15 protein-coding genes, 1 tRNA gene and 1 pseudogene are annotated in these 17,826 nt (G+C 36.5%); 11 read left to right on the top strand and 6 right to left on the bottom strand.

Features of this window, described 5'->3' with window-relative positions:
* Positions 1 to 4: 4 nt before the first annotated feature.
* From murC to GILLI_RS07355, 8 genes are all read left to right on the top strand, one after another.
* Positions 5 to 1,360: a UDP-N-acetylmuramate--L-alanine ligase gene (murC, locus tag GILLI_RS07385; RefSeq protein WP_006988471.1), complete on the top strand. Its 1,356-nt coding sequence runs from the start codon at positions 5 to 7 to the stop codon at positions 1,358 to 1,360.
* Entirely contained in the window at positions 1,350 to 2,066 is a 717-nt protein-coding gene (locus tag GILLI_RS07380) for a cell division protein FtsQ/DivIB (RefSeq protein WP_006988470.1), read from the top strand. The genes murC and GILLI_RS07380 overlap by 11 nt, the downstream gene beginning before the upstream one ends.
* Before the next feature lie 3 nt (positions 2,067 to 2,069).
* Positions 2,070 to 3,416, top strand: coding sequence for a cell division protein FtsA (ftsA, locus tag GILLI_RS07375; RefSeq protein ID WP_006988469.1), 1,347 nt, complete (start codon positions 2,070 to 2,072; stop codon positions 3,414 to 3,416).
* Between the two features lie 36 nt (positions 3,417 to 3,452).
* A complete protein-coding gene (gene ftsZ / locus GILLI_RS07370) occupies positions 3,453 to 5,426 on the top strand; it encodes a cell division protein FtsZ (RefSeq protein ID WP_006988468.1) in 1,974 nt (657 codons plus the stop codon).
* 102 nt (positions 5,427 to 5,528) lie between these two features.
* Positions 5,529 to 5,978, top strand: a complete 450-nt coding sequence (locus tag GILLI_RS07365) for a GatB/YqeY domain-containing protein (RefSeq protein WP_006988467.1) — start codon at positions 5,529 to 5,531, stop codon at positions 5,976 to 5,978.
* Between the two features lie 193 nt (positions 5,979 to 6,171).
* A complete protein-coding gene (locus tag GILLI_RS17695) occupies positions 6,172 to 6,429 on the top strand; it encodes a GIY-YIG nuclease family protein (protein WP_050855624.1) in 258 nt (85 codons plus the stop codon).
* Positions 6,407 to 6,483, top strand: a tRNA-Arg gene (locus GILLI_RS07360). The genes GILLI_RS17695 and GILLI_RS07360 overlap by 23 nt, the downstream gene beginning before the upstream one ends.
* A 222-nt stretch (positions 6,484 to 6,705) precedes the next feature.
* Entirely contained in the window at positions 6,706 to 7,959 is a 1,254-nt protein-coding gene (locus GILLI_RS07355; protein ID WP_040506896.1) for a site-specific integrase, read from the top strand.
* A gap of 317 nt (positions 7,960 to 8,276) precedes the next feature.
* Here the strand turns inward: GILLI_RS07355 and GILLI_RS07350 are convergent, their stop codons facing one another.
* The 4 genes from GILLI_RS07350 to GILLI_RS07335 all read right to left on the bottom strand — a co-directional run bounded on the left by GILLI_RS07350 (position 8,277) and on the right by GILLI_RS07335 (position 12,645).
* Positions 8,277 to 8,576 (bottom strand): hypothetical protein, encoded by a 300-nt coding sequence (locus GILLI_RS07350; protein ID WP_040506497.1) that lies wholly within the window; start codon positions 8,574 to 8,576, stop codon positions 8,277 to 8,279.
* Between the two features lie 321 nt (positions 8,577 to 8,897).
* Positions 8,898 to 10,445: an ABC transporter permease gene (locus GILLI_RS07345; protein WP_006988465.1), complete on the bottom strand. Its 1,548-nt coding sequence runs from the start codon at positions 10,443 to 10,445 to the stop codon at positions 8,898 to 8,900.
* 1 nt (position 10,446) lies between these two features.
* Positions 10,447 to 11,310 (bottom strand): ABC transporter ATP-binding protein, encoded by an 864-nt coding sequence (locus GILLI_RS07340; protein ID WP_006988464.1) that lies wholly within the window; start codon positions 11,308 to 11,310, stop codon positions 10,447 to 10,449.
* Positions 11,311 to 11,322: 12 nt separating this feature from the next.
* Positions 11,323 to 12,645: a serine hydrolase domain-containing protein gene (locus GILLI_RS07335; RefSeq protein ID WP_006988463.1), complete on the bottom strand. Its 1,323-nt coding sequence runs from the start codon at positions 12,643 to 12,645 to the stop codon at positions 11,323 to 11,325.
* Between the two features lie 215 nt (positions 12,646 to 12,860).
* On the opposite strand from GILLI_RS07335, the gene GILLI_RS19130 reads away from it, so the two are divergent.
* The 3 genes and pseudogenes from GILLI_RS19130 to GILLI_RS18055 form a co-directional block, all read left to right on the top strand.
* Positions 12,861 to 13,838 (top strand): sensor histidine kinase, encoded by a 978-nt coding sequence (locus GILLI_RS19130; protein WP_006988462.1) that lies wholly within the window; start codon positions 12,861 to 12,863, stop codon positions 13,836 to 13,838.
* 1 nt (position 13,839) lies between these two features.
* The gene (locus tag GILLI_RS07325) at positions 13,840 to 14,538 is read left to right on the top strand and encodes a LytR/AlgR family response regulator transcription factor (protein ID WP_006988461.1); all 699 of its coding nucleotides are present in this window, start codon (positions 13,840 to 13,842) and stop codon (positions 14,536 to 14,538) included.
* 640 nt (positions 14,539 to 15,178) lie between these two features.
* A pseudogene (locus GILLI_RS18055) lies at positions 15,179 to 15,331 on the top strand (transposase); the annotation flags it as partial.
* A 373-nt stretch (positions 15,332 to 15,704) separates the two neighbouring features.
* Here the strand turns inward: GILLI_RS18055 and GILLI_RS07320 are convergent.
* Together GILLI_RS07320 and GILLI_RS07315 are read right to left on the bottom strand one after the other, a co-directional pair.
* Positions 15,705 to 16,640: a glycerophosphodiester phosphodiesterase family protein gene (locus tag GILLI_RS07320; protein ID WP_006988460.1), complete on the bottom strand. Its 936-nt coding sequence runs from the start codon at positions 16,638 to 16,640 to the stop codon at positions 15,705 to 15,707.
* Positions 16,641 to 16,727: 87 nt separating this feature from the next.
* Positions 16,728 to 17,826, bottom strand: a 1,099-nt coding sequence (locus GILLI_RS07315) for a calcineurin-like phosphoesterase C-terminal domain-containing protein (protein ID WP_040506495.1), incomplete at its 5' end; no start/stop codon positions are given.

The following is a 17,826-nucleotide window of genomic DNA, read 5'->3' as shown; positions in this document are numbered from 1 at the left end:
ATTTTTGCGAGATTTAAATCACATACAAAACCTTTATTTTATCGGCATCGGCGGAATAGGAATGAGTGCCCTGGCGCGATATTTCAATGCCAATGATAAGAGTGTGGCCGGCTTCGATAAAGCTCCTTCTGCCCTTACCAGAAGTCTGGAAGCAGAAGGGATTCAGGTGAATTATGTGGATGAATTGAATCAGATTCCGAAGGAATTTATGGCTAAGGAAAATACGCTCATCGTTTATACTCCGGCCATTCCTAAAGATCACAGACAGCATCAATATTTTCTGGAACATGGATTTGAGATACAGAAACGTGCAGTTGTACTTGGGATAATTACCAGAGGGATTTTTACCCTTGCGGTAGCCGGAACCCACGGCAAAACCACTACCACTGCCATTTTAGGTCATTTGCTGAAGGAAACCGGTGCTAAGGTAACCGCCTTTTTGGGAGGTATAAGTGAAGATATTCAAAGCAATCTCATCCTGAAGGGAAATGAGGTTATGGTGGTGGAGGCTGATGAATTTGACCGCTCTTTTTTGAATTTATCGCCAAATATAGCCGCGATAACATCTATGGATGCAGATCACCTGGATATATACGGCAATGCAGAAGAGTTAATAAAAACCTTTAAGGATTTTGCGGCACTGGTTCAGGAAAATGGAGTGCTGTTTGTACAAAGCGGGTTACAACTTCAGGGAACTACGCTTGGTATAAACGATGGCTCAGATTATACCGCCATCAATATAAAAATAAAAGACGGAGCTTATCATTTCGATTTAAAAACTCCCAATGCAATACTAAGAGATTTAAAATGTAATCTACCCGGCAAACATAATTTGCAGAATGCTATAACAGCCCTTGCGATGGCTATTCAATATGGTTCCCCAACCAGTGAACTCGCAGGGGCTTTATATAGTTTCCAGGGGGTGAAACGCCGATTTGCCTACAGGATCAAAACAGATACGCTGGTTTTAATCGACGATTATGCACACCATCCCACTGAAATTTCTGCAGTACATCAGGCCGTTAGGGAAATGCATCCCGGGAAAAAAGTTTTGGCGATTTTTCAGCCACATCTATTTAGCCGGACACGGGATTTTGCCGATGATTTTGCTGAAAGTCTGAGTAAATTCAATAAAGTTAGATTGCTGGATATCTATCCTGCAAGGGAAACTCCTATTGAAGGAATCACTTCAGAATGGTTGCTGAATAAAATAAACAATCAGGATAAGAAGCTGGTTTACAGGGATCAACTTTCCGAAGAAGTGAAAAATGCCGATTGTGATATCGTTGTGATGATGGGTGCAGGGGATATTGGAGAAATGGTGATGGAAGTGGAAAAAATGCTGAGCGATGAAAATTAACTATAACTACATAAAGGCAATACTAGTTTTAGGGCTCGTTGTCTTCTTATATGGGTTTGCCGAAAAGCGAAATGAAGTTAGGGAATTATCCCATTTGGAGGTTGAGTTTACCCAAACTGAGAACTTGTATCTTACTGAAGAAGCGGTTAATAAATTGTTAATACAAAATAAACTAGCCTTTGAAAAAGTAGGTAAAGAAACTTTAGATTTGAATAGGGTAGAAGCTGTATTGAATAATCATGCGATGATTGAGAATGCCGAGGTGTATTTAACCCTGAAGGGGACGTTAAAAACAAGGATAAGTCAACGGCGACCAATTGGCAGAGTTCTCGGGAAACCAGCTTTTTACATCGACAGACTTGGTGAGAAAATGCCGCTTTCTCCCAACTATTCAGCAAGGGTTCCTGTTTTAAAGGGAGTAACTGAGAACGATTTTGAGGAGGTGTATCCCTTGATAAAATATATAAACTCCGATGAGTTTTTGACGGAACATGTCACCGGGATAAGCAGGTTGAGTGGCGGAGTTTATCAATTGGAGGTTAGAAAAATGGATTTTGACCTCTTTTTTGGAAAAGTAGAACGGATAGAAAATAAGTTCAACAATTTTAAAGCCTTTTATAAGAAGGCGCATAAAGACGATATATTAAGTACTTACAAAATGGTGGATCTACAATTTGGAAATCAGGTTGTTTGCACTAAAAAATAAGGTATGGAAGAGAACGACATTGCAGTAGGACTGGATATAGGAACCACTAAGATAGTGGCCATGATTGGTCGTAAGAACGAATATGGGAAAGTGGAGATCATTGGAATTGGAAAATCCAAAAGTATGGGTGTGCACCGTGGTGTGGTAAACAACATTACGCAAACCATACAATCCATTCAGCTCGCAATACAGGAAGCAGAATCTGATTCTGGTTTAAAAATAAAAGATGTTGTAGTTGGGATAGCGGGACAGCATATTAGGAGTTTACAACATAGCGATTATATCACCAGGCCAAATCCTGATGAAGTGATTGATGCAGATGATATTCACACTCTATGCAACCAGGTTCATAAACTGGTTATGCTTCCGGGAGAGGAGATTATACACGTGTTGCCACAGGAATTTAAGGTGGATGGTCAGGCAGAGATCAAGGAGCCTATAGGAATGTATGGCGGAAGACTGGAAGCCAACTTTCATGTTGTAGTTGGGCAGGTTTCCTCCATAAGGAATATAGGAAGATGTGTTAAAAGTGCCGGCCTGGAACTCTCTGCGGTAACCCTGGAGCCTTTAGCTTCAGCAAATGCTGTTTTGAGTCAGGAAGAAAAAGAAGCAGGTGTTGCCTTGATTGATATAGGAGGTGGAACTACAGATCTTGCCATTTTCAAGGATGGGATCATTCGCCATACAGCGGTAATTCCGTTTGGTGGAAATGTGATCACAGAAGATATCAAGGAAGGATGCTCCATTATTGAAAAGCAGGCAGAATTACTGAAAATAAAATTTGGATCGGCTTGGCCGGGAGAAAATAAGGAGAATGAGATCGTTTCTATTCCGGGATTAAGAGGAAGAGAACCTAAGGAGATCACCCTTAAAAACCTTTCAAAGGTCATTCACGCAAGAGTTGTGGAGATCATAGAGCAGGTGTATCTCGAGATCAAGAATTACGGACACGAGGAGCAAAAGAAGAAATTGATAGCCGGAATGGTTATCACCGGTGGTGGTGCCCAGTTAAAGCATTTAAAACAATTGGCAGAATATATTACCGGAATGGATACCAGGATAGGATATCCAAACGAACATTTGGCCGGGAATAGTGATACAGAAACCACGAGCCCTCTATATGCAACGGCTGTAGGTTTGGTATTAAACAGCCTGGAACATAAAAAGTCACAATTTCAGGAACAGGTAAAGTTTAAAGAGCCTGAAAAATCATCAGAAATTGAACCTCAAATGGAGGAGACAGAGGAAGGTGATCAAATGAGTGACGAGAAAAAACAGAAGCCCTTTAGAAAGAGCATTTTTGATAAATGGGCTGAGAAGTTTAAAGATTTTTTAGATAACGCAGAGTAAGAGAGAAAGAAATATAGAACCAGTAAATCAGGATTTATGAGCAGTACAGAATTCGAAAACATCGCATTCGATTTACCGAAAAACCAATCGAACGTAATTAAGGTTATTGGTGTAGGCGGTGGCGGAAGCAACGCAATTAACCACATGTTCCAGCAAGGAATTAAAGGGGTAGATTTCGTTATTTGCAACACCGATGCCCAGGCCTTGGACAACAGTATGGTTCCTAATAAAATTCAATTAGGCGTGAGTCTTACGGAAGGATTAGGAGCAGGAGCCAACCCCGATGTTGGGGAGCAGGCAGCAATTGAAAGTTTTGAAGAGATCAAACGAATGTTGGATACCAATACCAAGATGGTTTTTATCACGGCCGGAATGGGCGGTGGTACCGGAACTGGAGCTGCACCAATCATTGCCAAACAGGCGAAGGAAATGGACATTCTCACAGTGGGGATTGTTACCATTCCTTTTCAGTTTGAAGGTAAAATGAGGAATGAACAGGCGCAAAGAGGGGTTGAAAAACTTAGGGCGCAGGTGGATTCTCTTATTGTGATCAATAACAATAAACTTAGGGAAGTCTACGGAAACCTCGGTTTTAAAGCAGGATTTTCCAAGGCCGATGAGGTATTGGCAACGGCCTCGCGAGGAATTGCAGAGGTTATAACGCATCACTACACACAAAACATCGATTTACGGGATGCTAAAACCGTATTGAGCAACAGCGGAACCGCCATTATGGGATCTGCAACCGCTTCAGGGGCAAACCGTGCGAGTGATGCTATTTCTAAAGCACTGGATTCACCTTTATTGAACGATAATAAGATCAAAGGCGCCAAGAACGTATTACTGCTAATTGTTTCTGGAGGAGAAGAGATCACAATTGACGAAATAGGTGAAATTAACGATCATATTCAACAGGAAGCCGGTCATAGTGCAAACATCATTATGGGAGTTGGGGAAGACGAAAGTTTGGAAGATTCTATTGCTGTAACCATTATTGCCACCGGATTTAATGTGGAAACCCAAAATGAGATCGTAAATACCGAAACTAAAAAGATCATTCATACCCTGGAAGATGAGCAACGGGCAGAGCATAATTTTGGTCAAAAATACAATTCAAATGCAGATTCTTCAGAAGAAGTAAAGCAACCGGCTCCAAAAGCTAAAATAATTCATACTCTGGAAGAGGAGGATGACTTTGAGATCCAGGCAGTAAAAGAGGATCTAAGCACACCTCCCAGCGCCCGCAATATGGATGTGATCTATGAGGAAGTGAATTACGGAGCAGAAGATGATTTTCTCATTACAGATACTTCGGAAGGAGTACAGGGTGTAGAAATTTCTTCTTCTGAAGAAAATCCCGGAGAAAAGGAAGATCAGTTTATGTTCACCTTTGATTTTCCGATAAATAAAAAGGAAGAGGTGAAAACCCCTTCACAGGATCTACAGAAGAATTCAAAACCGGTTCAAAAAACCGAAAAGCCACAGAATAACAGGGTTGTACATGATCTGGATGATTCTGCAAAGGAGATGGAGGTGAATGAGCCCATTGAAATTATTCCTGTTACCGAAAATTCTTCCACTGGCATTAAGCGATACAGTCTAGATGATTATATGGAAGTGGAGCAAATGCTTAAAAAATCCAAACCTGTACCAAAGAAGACAGAAGAGGAAGATATTGTTTTTGAAAAGAAAACCCTTGCACCAAAACCTTCAGAAAATCCTACCAAAGAGCAGGGTGGAGACCCATTTGATAACCCAATTTCTGAGAGCCTAATAGAAAGAGCAGCAGAAAGAAGGAAAAAAATGAAAGATTTCAATTATAAATTTAGAAGCAATGCAGCGCAACTGGATGAAATTGAAAAACAACCAGCCTATAAACGAGCCGGAATAGAATTGGAAAACTCCAGGCATGGAGACGAAAAACTTTCCAGAACTACTTTAGGCAATGGAGATAATGATGAATTAAAATTTAGGAGTAACAATTCATTTCTTCACGATAATGTAGATTAAATTTAATTTCTATCCCTTTATGTTTTTAGTATAAAACCCGAAATTCTTTGTAGGATTTCGGGTTTTATTTTTATCTTCGCAATCCTTATTAATAGAAGACCCATGAGTTTACAGGAGCGTGTAATGACCGAGATGAAATCTGCTATGCGGGCTAAAGATACCGTAAAGCTGGAAGCATTACGTGCTATTAAAAGCGAGCTTTTACTGGCTCAAACAAAAAGTGCTTCCAAGGAAGGTTTAACAGAGGAAGAGGAATTAAAATTGCTGCAAAAACTGGTAAAACAGCGAAGAGATAGTGCGGTAATTTATAAAGAACAGGGAAGAGAAGATTTGGCGCAACCGGAAATTGACCAGGCGGCGGTAATAAGTTTATTCCTGCCGGAACAACTTAGTGAAGCTGAAGTTGAAGCCAAAGTTGAAGAGATTATTGAAAGAGTTGGTGCAGAGGGGATGAAAGATATGGGTAAAGTAATGGCGATCGCTTCTACAGAACTTACCGGAAAAGCAGATGGGAAAACCATATCTGTGGTAGTAAAAAGAAAGTTAAGTTGAAAGTTGAAAAAAAGTTAAGAAGTACGCAAGATTAGGCAAAGAAGTCCAGAGTTTTTATTTTCTGATAACTGATAACTGATAACTGATAACTGAATAATTTAAGGCCCCGTGCCCGGCCGGTACGGGCGGGGCGCAACTGAATACCCTTCCGAACGTGCCTTTTCGGTACGGGCAGGGCGCATAAATTGAATTAATGTATTATGTTTACGTCTTATATAGCGTCTCGTTTGACCAGCAGGATGTTGGAATGACAGATGATATGAATCGAAGATTAGTAGAACATAATTCAGGTAAGAATCAATTGACAAAGGCATATCAACCCTGGTCATTGATTTATAATGAGCTTTTTGATAACAGAGATGCGGCTAGAATTAGAGAAAAGTACCTGAAAACTGCTGCAGGAAGAAGATGGAGAAAGAATAATTTAAGGCCCCGTGGCGCAACTGAATAGCGCATCAGATTTCGGCTCTGAGGGTTGGGGGTTTGAATCCCTCCGGGGTCACCAAAGCTAATAACAATTAGCAACAAAACCACGCAAATCTTAGGATTAGCGTGGTTTTTAGGGTTTTAAGGTCTAATAAGAATTGATTTAATTTGGTATAAAATGTTAGCTATTCGGTTACCTAAAAATTAAATAGTTAGCATCGCTAACTTTTTAAGCAGATTCGGAAATTGAACAGGTATAGTTGATTTGACTTTCATCTTAATAATTTAAAAGATGACAATTATGCGAACTTCAAGCACATTTTCAGTGCTTTTTTGGATAGATCCAAAAAAAGCTAGTAATGATCAGGCCATGATTTATGCCCGAATAACCGTGAACCAAAAACGGGTTCTGGTTAGTCTTAAGCGTAAAATTTCAATTGATTTATGGGACGCCGAAAGAAAGAAGGCGAAGGGCAGTTCTGCTGAGGCTAAACAAATAAACCATATTTTGGATTCTTCCAGGTCTCGTTTTTTTCAATGCTATCAGGAACTTACGTCCAAGGGTGGGAAGATCACTGCCCAGTTGATAAAAACCCTTTACTTGGGAGAAGATGAAACTTCCAAAACGCTTCAAAATCTGCTGGACTACCATTCAAGGAAAATAGAAAGCACTCTAGCTTCCGGAACCATTAGGAACTTTGGGATCACGGAGAGATATATTCAAAAATTTTTAAAGAAGGACAGGAAAACTTCAGATGTATATTTAAAAGACCTGGATTACAAGTTCCTTTGTGATTTTGAATATTTCCTTAGTACATATTATGCAAAAGGCCATCCAAGAGCTATGAGTCATAATACAGTGATGAAGCATATCCAGCGGTTGAGAAAGGTGATTAGACTGGCCTATAATATGGAATGGATCGATAAAGATCCCTTTCGAAGATGGAAGACCACCTTTGAAAAAAAGGAACGTGAATTTTTATCTGCTAATGAGCTTTCAAACCTTGAAACCTATGAATTTCCTATAGAAAGGCTGGACCGGGTTCGGGACCTTTTTATTTTCAGCTGCTATACGGGAATAAGTTATGTGGACGTAATGAATTTGACATTAAATAATATTTCCATGGGGATTGACGGGAATAATTGGATTTATTCAAAACGCCAGAAAACAAAAACTCCTATTAAGGTACCCTTGCTTGATCCGGCTCTGGAACTCATAAGAAAATACAGCAACCATCCTATAACCTTAATTCCTGGAACCCTGCTTCCTGTAATCACGAATGAGAAACTGAACGTATATCTCAAGGAAGTTGCTATTCTATGCGGTATAAAAAAGAATCTTACGTATCATATGGCCAGGCATACTTTTGCGACAACTGTTACTTTAAGCAATGGAGTTCCAATTGAAACCGTTTCAAAGCTTTTAGGGCATACTAAAATTGCGACCACTCAAATCTATGCCAGGGTATTGGAGAAAAAAGTAAGTGATGATATGAACGCTTTGCGACTGGTTTTGGATAAGAATAAGGAAAAGGAAAAAATGTTTAAATTATGAATAGGTAGGTCCAACGCATTTTTGGTCGGAAAAAAATAGACAATGCCTATTAGGAATTGGGACATAATATTAAATCAGTTCCGTACGATCTATGAAAAAAGGGTCAGACTTTAAAAAAAGTCTAACCCCTGTTCATTTTTAACTTACACACTTATCGGGATGGTGTCTTTCATATAGAAATCCTATTAAAATAAGAGACTTCAACTTATAAGAAGAACTTTAAAAATCTTTTTCGCCTCAATTTTATTGAACTAATATTTAGAAAATTAGGTTATTTATTACGTTAAAGTTCATTTCTCCATAGTAAACGATTTTTTTTACTCAGTATCGTAAATATTAACTGCTTTTTCAAATAATGCCCATTCGTTTAACGGATTATTTGATCTCTTATAATCAGATTTTGTTTTATAGATCACAACTGTATCAATTGCCGGGAATACTGCAATAGCTTGCCCCAAATAACCTAATGCAGTATAGGCATTCTCAAATTTTGGATTGACCTTATTGCTGTTCAGTAACCAACACATATAGCCGTACCCCATATCAATAGGTGTTTTAATATTTTCAATTTCAAGATTTTTAATTATTTCTTTAGGTTTTGTCCATTCAGTTACCATCTTATCTACCCAATTTGAAGAGATTACTTCCTCATCATTCCATTAACCACGATTTAGCATCAATAAACCTATTCGGGCCATATCTCTTGTTGAAAAACCGTGGTTGGTTTCCATACCCAGAAGTTTTTTACCCGAATTACCTAAAAAATATTATCAAGTCAACTTGCTATATGTAGTTGGTGGGGTGGATACTAAAAGCGGAGTGGTCTAACATCCTCAATCGGACACTAATGATTTTAAATAATACGGAAATATTATTATATATGTGATTATGATATGAAGGACCCTTGATGTGATGGGGTGGAAAGTGAAGAATTTAGCTCATTTTTTTAATTGATATTTTCTTAGCAATAAACTAATACCTGCCAAAATAAATATAAGTAATGCAAGCTTTACTAAGAATAATGGGTGGTGCTTTAATCCTCCAAAATAATCTAAAAATGGAATTCTATTAATGTTTGCATAAGTGATTAGAAAGAATAAGACTTCAAATAATTTTTTCCCTTTAGAGAGGATTCCTAATAATACTGCAAAGATAACGATAAGGATTCCACCTAAAATTATGGCTGGAATATTTGAAAAATTTGATGAGAGCCCTAAACGAATTATTAGTGGTAAGGCTACTAATAACATTAAAGCAATCCCGGCCAATAATTGCGATATCAATAATCTGCCAATGGGTTTGTAGGAGGTAAATGCAAAATAATGTGTGTTATTAGTAATCTCTTTGGTGGTTAAATCTGAAAGTCGGCTTACTTGTAAAAACCATAGAACTGGCAAGACCATTTGGTGTGCTATTTTCGATGGAAGAACAGCCAATAAAATCATTCCTATCACATTGAATAACCATAGCCATTTATTTCCTTTTCTAACCAAAAGCACGAATTCGGTTTTAAGCAAAGCTGAAATACTATAATTTATTCTGAGTTCTGGAAAGCTAGTTAAAATAATTTCTTTGTTTATTTTTGTTTTTTCTACTATAGGTTTGGATTTTTTATTGGATGATTTTTCTTTAATATTAAAGCGATGAAAGAATGGTGAGGTCAGTGCAATTAATACTACTCCCAAAAGGAAAATAAGCAATCTACTGAGAATAAAAGACATAGGGAAGTCTATGCCTTCAAACTGAAATTTCTTGGCTTGCTCTGCATTGCTCAAAATGTAACCAATTGTTAGATCCATTTCTTTTTCGGCATTTGTGATCCCCCTTACGGTTTCTTCCAGCTCATGAATTACAATTTTACTCCCGAAAATATCTAGCGAAAATGCTGCATCGGTTTTAGGTGTAAACACCATCAAGCTGGAAAAAAATATGAAAAACAAAACATTTTGAAGCACAGAATATTTTCCGAATAAAACTTCAAAAATCACGGCGATCACAGAAATAAAAAAGAGTGCCGGTAAGGTGATTATTAAATATGGTTTTATAAACTGAAAAAGTTCAAAAGAAAAATCATCATGATATAAAAAAAACAAAACAAGGCTCATTAAAAACACAAGAAAAGTGATACTCAACAACACTAAAAAATTGCTTAGAACTTTTGAAAACAAATATTTGAAGTTCGAAATAGGAGTAGTGGCAACTATCTGGCCCACTTTTGTTTCAACATCCTTCTTAATTCCACTATTTATAAGATAAAAACCAATGAGGGATAAAAATATGCTCGTCATAATAGCCGTAACATATCCAAACCAAGCAGAATTATAAAAACCAACATAATCGCCAATCTTAATGGTAGAATAGCTGGCATTTGGTTCTGGCACAAAAGTATATGCAATGGCCAAACTTGCGCATAACGTAATTGAAAAAGCATAACTTCTTGTGCGTTGTAAATAATCTGATTTTATAATGATGAAAAACGATTTCATATTAATTGGTTTTCGTCAGGAATAAATAGGCATCTTCTAAATTCGCTTGTTTCTTGACAGAGCTTTTAACATGGTTTTCAGAAATATATCTTATAAGTATTTTTCCTTCTATTCGCTTAGTACTCACTATTATTTGCTGAGCTTTGAAAACTGAGAATTGTTCTTTATCAATAGTAGTTTCAAACACCTTATTGTTTACATTTTTAATAATGTCTTCTGGATTCCCTTTTGCTATCAATTTTCCATTCTTCATTACCGCAACTTGATCTGCAATGCTATCTATATCTGAAACGATATGGGAGGACAGGATTACGATACAATCATTTGCCAAATCTGAAATTAAATTCCGAAAGCGAACCCGTTCCTCTGGATCTAAACCTACTGTTGGTTCATCTAAAATCAATATTTTAGGATTGTTCAACAAAGCCTGCGCAATGCCCATGCGTTGTTTCATCCCCCCAGAATAACTTCCAATGGGTTTTTTGGCAGCATCCATTAGATTTAATTCTTCGAGTAGTTGGGTAATTTTCAGTTTTAAATTTTTGCCACCAACTCCTTTCAAGGCTGCCATATATTCCAAGAACTCGTAGGCATTTAAATTAGGGTAAACCCCAAAGTCTTGAGGTAAAAACCCCAATTGTTTGCGCATATAATTCGCGTCTTTTACAATATTGTTTTTATTTAAAGTAATAATCCCATCTGTAGGTTTAATAAGCGTCGTGATCATTTTTAAAAGGCTGGATTTTCCTGCACCATTGGGACCGAGTAAGCCAAGAATTCCCTTTTCTACAGTTATGGAAAAATCTTTGATCCCAAATTTATCTTTGCTATATCGTTTTGAAACATTTTGAATTTCCAATTGCATAATTATTGGGCTTTAGTTTTCTGAACCTACTTTACTTATGGTGGTTATAAAACCATTTTGATTGAAGGTTAAACTAGAATTATCTCCGTCAATTTGAGTTAGTAACACCCCAACAGTCGTATCGTAAAGAGCTGTTTCGCTTTTCTGAAGCAATTCACTTTTAACCCCTTGGGCTTCAGAGATCAAATACATTCTGTTATCCTCAATGGCTATTTTAAGTGTTAGATTGGCTTCTTTAAGTAAATAGGTTCCCGCGTATATTTCAAAATTTTCTAAATCGACACTTTTAAAAGGCGCTATTATCTCATTGTTCAAGTATGCTAACAGATCGCTAGTTAGATACTCACGCATCGGGATTTTTCTGGTGTTTGCAAAAATTAAGATCAGATCCTTGGTTTCAGGATTGTATTGGTTTCTAAAAGCATAACCAATATTGTTCCCTCCGTGCCCATAATAGGTTTGCCCGTTTTTGGTGGTTTTAAACAGTCCATAGCCATAGGTTTCATTTCCAGCTTTCACCATCATTTTTACAGTACGCTGCTTAAGTAAGAGTTCGGTTTCAAAAAGAGAGATGTAAAATGTTTCCATATCAGAAAGGGTAGAGGCAATGCTCCCCGCAGCATAAGCTATATTTGCAAAAAACCGATAATCTAAATATTCGCTAACATCCATTTCCTCATGAAAAGGAGCCACTAAATTTGGAATGTTCTTATGGAGATATGGGTAGGTATTCTTCATTTTTAAAGGAATAAAAATGCGTTCCCTCAACAAATCAGAATAGCTCCGATCTGTAATTTTTTCTAAAATTTTCCCTAGAAGTAGATAGTTGGTGTTGGAATAGTCAAATTTTCCGAGCATTTTAGGATTGCTTTTTTCTACGTGGTTCAATAAATTGTCATTGTAGAGCGAATCGCTTTTTTTGTAGAACATATCCTGAATATTTTTCCCAACCACTTCATCAAGGCCACTTTCATGAGCAAGTAAGCTTTCAATTGTTAAGGAACCATCTACATTATTTAACGGGGTCAAATAGGTGCCAATACTATCGGTAAGTTTTAGGTTCCCCATTTCCATCTCTTGCAATACAAGGATAGCAGTAAAGGTTTTGGTGGCACTACCAATATTAAAAACACTATTCTCTGTGAAATTAAAATTGCCAAGATTAGTTGTTTCTGTATTATCTCCATTTTTGACCAAAATCCCAATTCCTGTATTTTGCTCTGTTAGCCGGGAATTATATTTTTCTGAAAAGGAGTCTAAAGTATTGGTCTGGCTATATCCTAGAGTTTGGAAAAGCATAATTATTAAAAGTGCGAGCATTTGTACAATTACCATAGTTTTCTAATTTTTAAATGAGACTCCAAAACTCTAATAATTCTTGGGTTTCCGAAAAAAAGAATGATAAACTACGACTATAAAATGATCAGGCTATAAAAGATACATCATCAGGAAACAACAGCCGTTCAAACAAGAATACCTACCTTTCATCATTCAAAAACAGAAATAGAAAGGCAATTGGATATTTTTGAAAAGATATATAAACACCCGAAATGTCAAGATTGGATAAGTGGATTGATAACAAGATTGTACAGAACCTCTTTATATGGTTTTTTCTGTTTATAATTTTATTATCCACTATACAGGCTGAGAACAAGGCTTTAACTACGTTTTTCGCTATCCTGTTATTAGCTCCAGCCGTCTATATTAACAATCTTTTTATACTTCCTCTTTTTAGAAAAAAAACGCTTATTTTTTTTCTTTTATTTATAGGGAACACCTTGTTTTTTTCTGCGATTGCTATATTTTTTATAACACTATTTGAAAACCAAGCTTTCGAATGGAAACTGTTGTTTAATTTTTTAGGGATCATGATCTTGGCCCTCGTCTTTGGATCTGCATTAAAAATGGCAAGAGATAGTATTATGCGTAGGCAACAAGAAAAAGAAGCCGAATTAAAATTGCTGAAAGCACAGTTAAACCCACATTTTTTGTTCAATACCTTGAATAATCTATACGGATTATCTGTTATGAAATCAGATAAATTGCCAGGCTTAATGTTGAAATTATCAGATTTACTCCGCTATAGCTTATATGAAACCAAAGAAACGCTAGTGCCTTTAGAAAAGGAAATCCAATATTTGGAAAATTATATCTCCTTGGAAAAAATCAGATTAGAAGACACCACAGCTATTCAATTTACCAAAACAGGAAATTTGTCTTCTCAAAAGATTGCGCCCATGCTATTTATTGTATTTGTTGAAAATGCTTTTAAATATTTAGGAGTATCAGTAGAAGAAAAGAGCAGGGTAGTGGTTTCAATAAAAGAAGTAAATGACAGATTGATATTTAAGTGTGAAAACACCAAATATAAAATGGGGGCAGCAATAGAAAATTTGGAAAAAGGCAAAAACGGGATTGGATTGATGAACGCAAAAAAACGATTAACGCTTATGTATCCCGAAAGACATTCCTTGCTTATTACTGAAAATGACAAAACCTATAATATAGAATTAGCAATCGACTTATAAAATGAAAAATCTACAATGTATTATAGCCGATGATGAGCCAATTGCGCGACAGATTATAGAGAGCTATATTCAGGAAATCCCAAATTTGGAACTAATAGCTTCTTGTAAAAATGCTTTTGAGGTCATGGAAATCTTACAAGAAAGGTCTATAGATATCCTATTTCTGGACATTAATATGCCTAAACTTTCTGGCATAAGTCTTTTAAAAACGATGCAGCGCAAGCCTAATGTGATTATTACCACAGCATATACAGAGTATGCACTTGAAGGTTTTGAATTAGCTGTTACAGATTATTTGCTGAAACCCTTCTCGCTAGAACGCTTTTTACAGGCAGTTCTAAAAGTAAAGCAACCAGCAGTTTTAAAAGCTGAAACAGTTCCTACTGAAAAAGAAGATGTTACCACTTCAATATTTGTAAAAAGCGATAAGAAGATTATAAAAATCAATTTCGAGGAGATCCAATATATTGAAGCCTATGGGAATTATATTAAAATCTTTACAGAAAAGATGATCTTAACGCCACAAACACTTACCGATTTTTTAGAAAAATTGCCGAATGAATTTTTGAGAATCCATAAGTCTTATGTGATAAATTTTAACCGATTGAAATTGATAGATGGCAATCTACTATTGCTTCAAAACGACACTAAGTTGCCAATTGGAAAATCCTTTAAAAAGGATGTGCTAGATAGGATTTAGGTTTTTCAAAACCTTACAGCCAGCTGCAAAAAACGAATGAATGTGTTTTATAAATGTAAGTGTTATGTAACTTGAGCATTAAATAAAAGCTAAGCTCTACTTTACAGTTTATAAAAAACAGGTAAAAAATAAAAATATTACTTTAAATTCCCCTATTATTTTCTCAATATCTCCATTTTCACTTTCCAATATTTCAATACACCTGTTATAATCCTGAGCTTGATAGTTATTAAAATGTCAAAATAACCAATAGAGTTTTTTCCATATACATACAGACCTGTAAGAATTTTTAAAATCCTTAATATTCATCAAGGTAGTGTAATCATATTTTTTCGCATAGCTGTTAACCATACACCTATTTAAACCTTCAGGTTCTGGTGAATATTTACTAAGAGCTAAAAGTAATTTACCTTTACGCTCAGGTTTTCCCCAGTTTTCAGCGTTGCAAAACCCTTGAAATTTTTCTCTTTAATTTGACATAGTTCTGCTTGTTCATTATCCCTCCAAGAAGTTTTGAAGTATGAGCAAAAGGAAATCTGTTTAACTTGTACTTTCAACGGTTATTGAGCTTGTTTAGAAAACGATATAAGGCATCTATATCCAGCCTTACCCCTTGAAAATGTAAGCTTTCCATAATTAGAAAAGGAATTTTGTAGGCACCTATCATAAAATCAAGAAAAAATACCTGCAATTATACCTCAATGAGTTCGTATACAAGTTGAATAGACGATATTTTGGGGACAAAATATTTGACAGGTTAGTTATAGCAAGCATTACAGCGAGTGGACATTAAACGGATATACAAAAAACATAATTTCCTATAGCCTTGCTTTTTTGTTTGTTTATTTTGTTATAGGGTTTTTCAAGTGCCATTGAACCTATTTACTGGATTTTGTGGTTGTTGGTAGACCCCAAGGCCTGTTCATTTAATGTTTATTAATTGGTTCTTTTATTAATCAGGTATAACCGTCCCGCTACCTGTTTACTCCCGGCCACTGCATTATTAGTTCATTTTTGAGACTGCTCCATTTCTCAATAACCTATTTTACTTTTGATTTATTTAAAACAAACTGAAGGTTAGCCAAGCCACTGATGTAAAAATCAAGCTTTAGTGTGTCAAAATAATTAAGAAAATTATGGGTTTAAATAATCAAATTTATAGAATCTTAATTTTGAGTATTTAATACCTGGAGCACCCGTTCCGGATAATCGGTGATAATACCATCAACTTCTAACTCTATCATTTTTTTAATGACTTCAGGCTCATTAACCGTCCAGGGAATTAATTTCATTTCCATAGTTTTAATAGAATCTACAAAAGCAGCATTTTTTACTAATCCATAATTCGGACTGTAAATTTCCGGTCGGAATTTAAGTAAATCAAGGTTTTTTTGAATCCCTCCAGTATATACCAAATAGCCGGTTTCAACTTCAGGATATTTTTGATGAATTTGATTGAGAATATTGACATCAAAAGATTGTAAATTCATTTTTTCCTGAAGGTTTTTATCCTGAATAACCTGCATCACCAATTCTACGAACTCTTTAGGTTCCGGCTGATAAGTACCATATTCATTTTCTGAAGATTTCAATTCAATATTATATTTTACCTCGTCCAGATTATTCTTTTTTATAAAATTTTCTATGGAGTCTATCGCTTCGGCAAGTAAAGGTTTATAGGTTTTTCCCTTTTGCTGGTCAGGAAATAATTTATTTCCTTTAGAACCAACATCAAATTTCCTGATGCTATCGTATGTCATCTCGTAAAGGTTAAATTTTTCCTGATTTTCTTCAGAAATTGTTTCGCCCGATGGAGTCAAAACATATAGCGAATGCATAAATGGCTCGTGGGACACCACTACTTTTTTATCTTTGGAAATTACTACATCCATCTCGATCACGTCGACGTCTTTTTCTACCGCACTTATAAATGCAGGGATACTATTCTCGGGAAAATTCCCCCTATCACCACGATGCCCCTGCACCTGAATACTTGTTACTTCCGATTTGGTTCCTTGATCCTCTTGTTTTTGCTCTTTATCATTCTTACAACCTCCAGCAATTATCAAGAAAGCAAGTAATATGTTTTTTATAATTTTCATCTTAATTAATTTTAAAATAAAGGCCCACCCGTAAAAATAAAGAACTTTGGGCAGGCCTTGCAAAAGAAACACAAAATTTAAACTCAACTACTCAACGGGTTCTGCTAATCGATAACTACTCTTAGCCCTATGGGTTTTCCCAAACATATCAGTGGCTTTTATTTCTATTGTATGTTGACCAGTTTCCAGTTTCGTGGGAATATCACCCCGCCATAAATGCTCAGTTTTAATAGGATTAGAGGATCTCCTGCCGTGCATCAATTCTTCGGTTAAATCCCATTCATATACCATTTCTACGTAGGAAGGATCGTATTCTTCCAAATATTGCATTTCATTCCAATCACCATCATCAACTCGATATAGTACCTCATCGCCTTGGGTTCCCATAAAGAAATTCACATAAATCCCTGCCTTGGTTCTCCTACCCTTGGCAACTACTTTTGGCGAAAAAACCTCCATTTGATATGCTGCAGGTTTTCCGGCAACTTTATAATCTATACTATAATCACTTCCGTTGAAATTAATAAACGCATAGCCTTTTGGGGTACCGTCTCGCATTGTGGAAACCGGAATATTATTTTCATCCAATTTTCCCGAATACCAATCACCTGAAGTAGTCCCTACATTGTAGTGATGATGTGGCTTATCCTGCTGCCACCCCTCTTCTTTGCTAAAGAAATCCTGGCGCTGAATATGCGTATGCGCAGAAAGTGAAAGCGTGTTTGGGAATTCTTTTAATAGTTGAAAAAGCCGGTCCCGGTCTTCATCGCGAAAAGTATCTACGCCATCGGGTTCACTAAGAGGAATATGCATCGCGATGACGACAAGGTGATTTTTTGGCACATGCTTTAGGTTACTTTCTATAAACTCAAACTGGTCTTCCCTAAAACCTCCCCAATAACCTTTTCCATCCCGGGGATCCGGATATAAAATATCATCCAAAATCAGGAAATGTACCTTGCCGTAATTAAAAGCGTAATTGGCGGGGCCAAAATGTGCTTCGTAGGTTTCATCGGAAAGCATATCGTTTTCCACATCAAAATTTATATCATGATTACCCAGCAAATTGTACCACGGGATTCCCACCTTCTTTACGGCTTTTATATATGGATTAAAGAGATCCAGGTCATTTCCTACCAAATCTCCAAGACTTAAACCAAATGGAACATTCTCTATCCCTTCCACT

Source organism: Gillisia limnaea DSM 15749 (assembly GCF_000243235.1).
GTDB lineage: Bacteria > Bacteroidota > Bacteroidia > Flavobacteriales > Flavobacteriaceae > Gillisia > Gillisia limnaea.
Note: the sequence above shows the minus strand (reverse complement) of the source record. Positions and strands in the feature narration are given on the sequence as shown.

Excerpts from the sequence above, each read along its gene's own strand:
- GILLI_RS07380 (WP_006988470.1), top strand. The coding sequence starts at position 1,350 with ATGAAAATTAACTATAACTACATAAAGGCAATACTAGTTTTAGGGCTC.
- ftsA (WP_006988469.1), top strand. The coding sequence starts at position 2,070 with ATGGAAGAGAACGACATTGCAGTAGGACTGGATATAGGAACCACTAAG.
- ftsZ (WP_006988468.1), top strand. The coding sequence starts at position 3,453 with ATGAGCAGTACAGAATTCGAAAACATCGCATTCGATTTACCGAAAAAC.
- GILLI_RS07365 (WP_006988467.1), top strand. The coding sequence starts at position 5,529 with ATGAGTTTACAGGAGCGTGTAATGACCGAGATGAAATCTGCTATGCGG.
- GILLI_RS17695 (WP_050855624.1), top strand. The coding sequence starts at position 6,172 with ATGTATTATGTTTACGTCTTATATAGCGTCTCGTTTGACCAGCAGGAT.
- GILLI_RS07355 (WP_040506896.1), top strand. The coding sequence starts at position 6,706 with ATGCGAACTTCAAGCACATTTTCAGTGCTTTTTTGGATAGATCCAAAA.
- GILLI_RS07350 (WP_040506497.1), bottom strand. The coding sequence starts at position 8,576 with ATGGTAACTGAATGGACAAAACCTAAAGAAATAATTAAAAATCTTGAA.
- GILLI_RS07345 (WP_006988465.1), bottom strand. The coding sequence starts at position 10,445 with ATGAAATCGTTTTTCATCATTATAAAATCAGATTATTTACAACGCACA.
- GILLI_RS07340 (WP_006988464.1), bottom strand. The coding sequence starts at position 11,310 with ATGCAATTGGAAATTCAAAATGTTTCAAAACGATATAGCAAAGATAAA.
- GILLI_RS07335 (WP_006988463.1), bottom strand. The coding sequence starts at position 12,645 with ATGGTAATTGTACAAATGCTCGCACTTTTAATAATTATGCTTTTCCAA.
- GILLI_RS19130 (WP_006988462.1), top strand. The coding sequence starts at position 12,861 with ATGTCAAGATTGGATAAGTGGATTGATAACAAGATTGTACAGAACCTC.
- GILLI_RS07325 (WP_006988461.1), top strand. The coding sequence starts at position 13,840 with ATGAAAAATCTACAATGTATTATAGCCGATGATGAGCCAATTGCGCGA.
- GILLI_RS07320 (WP_006988460.1), bottom strand. The coding sequence starts at position 16,640 with ATGAAAATTATAAAAAACATATTACTTGCTTTCTTGATAATTGCTGGA.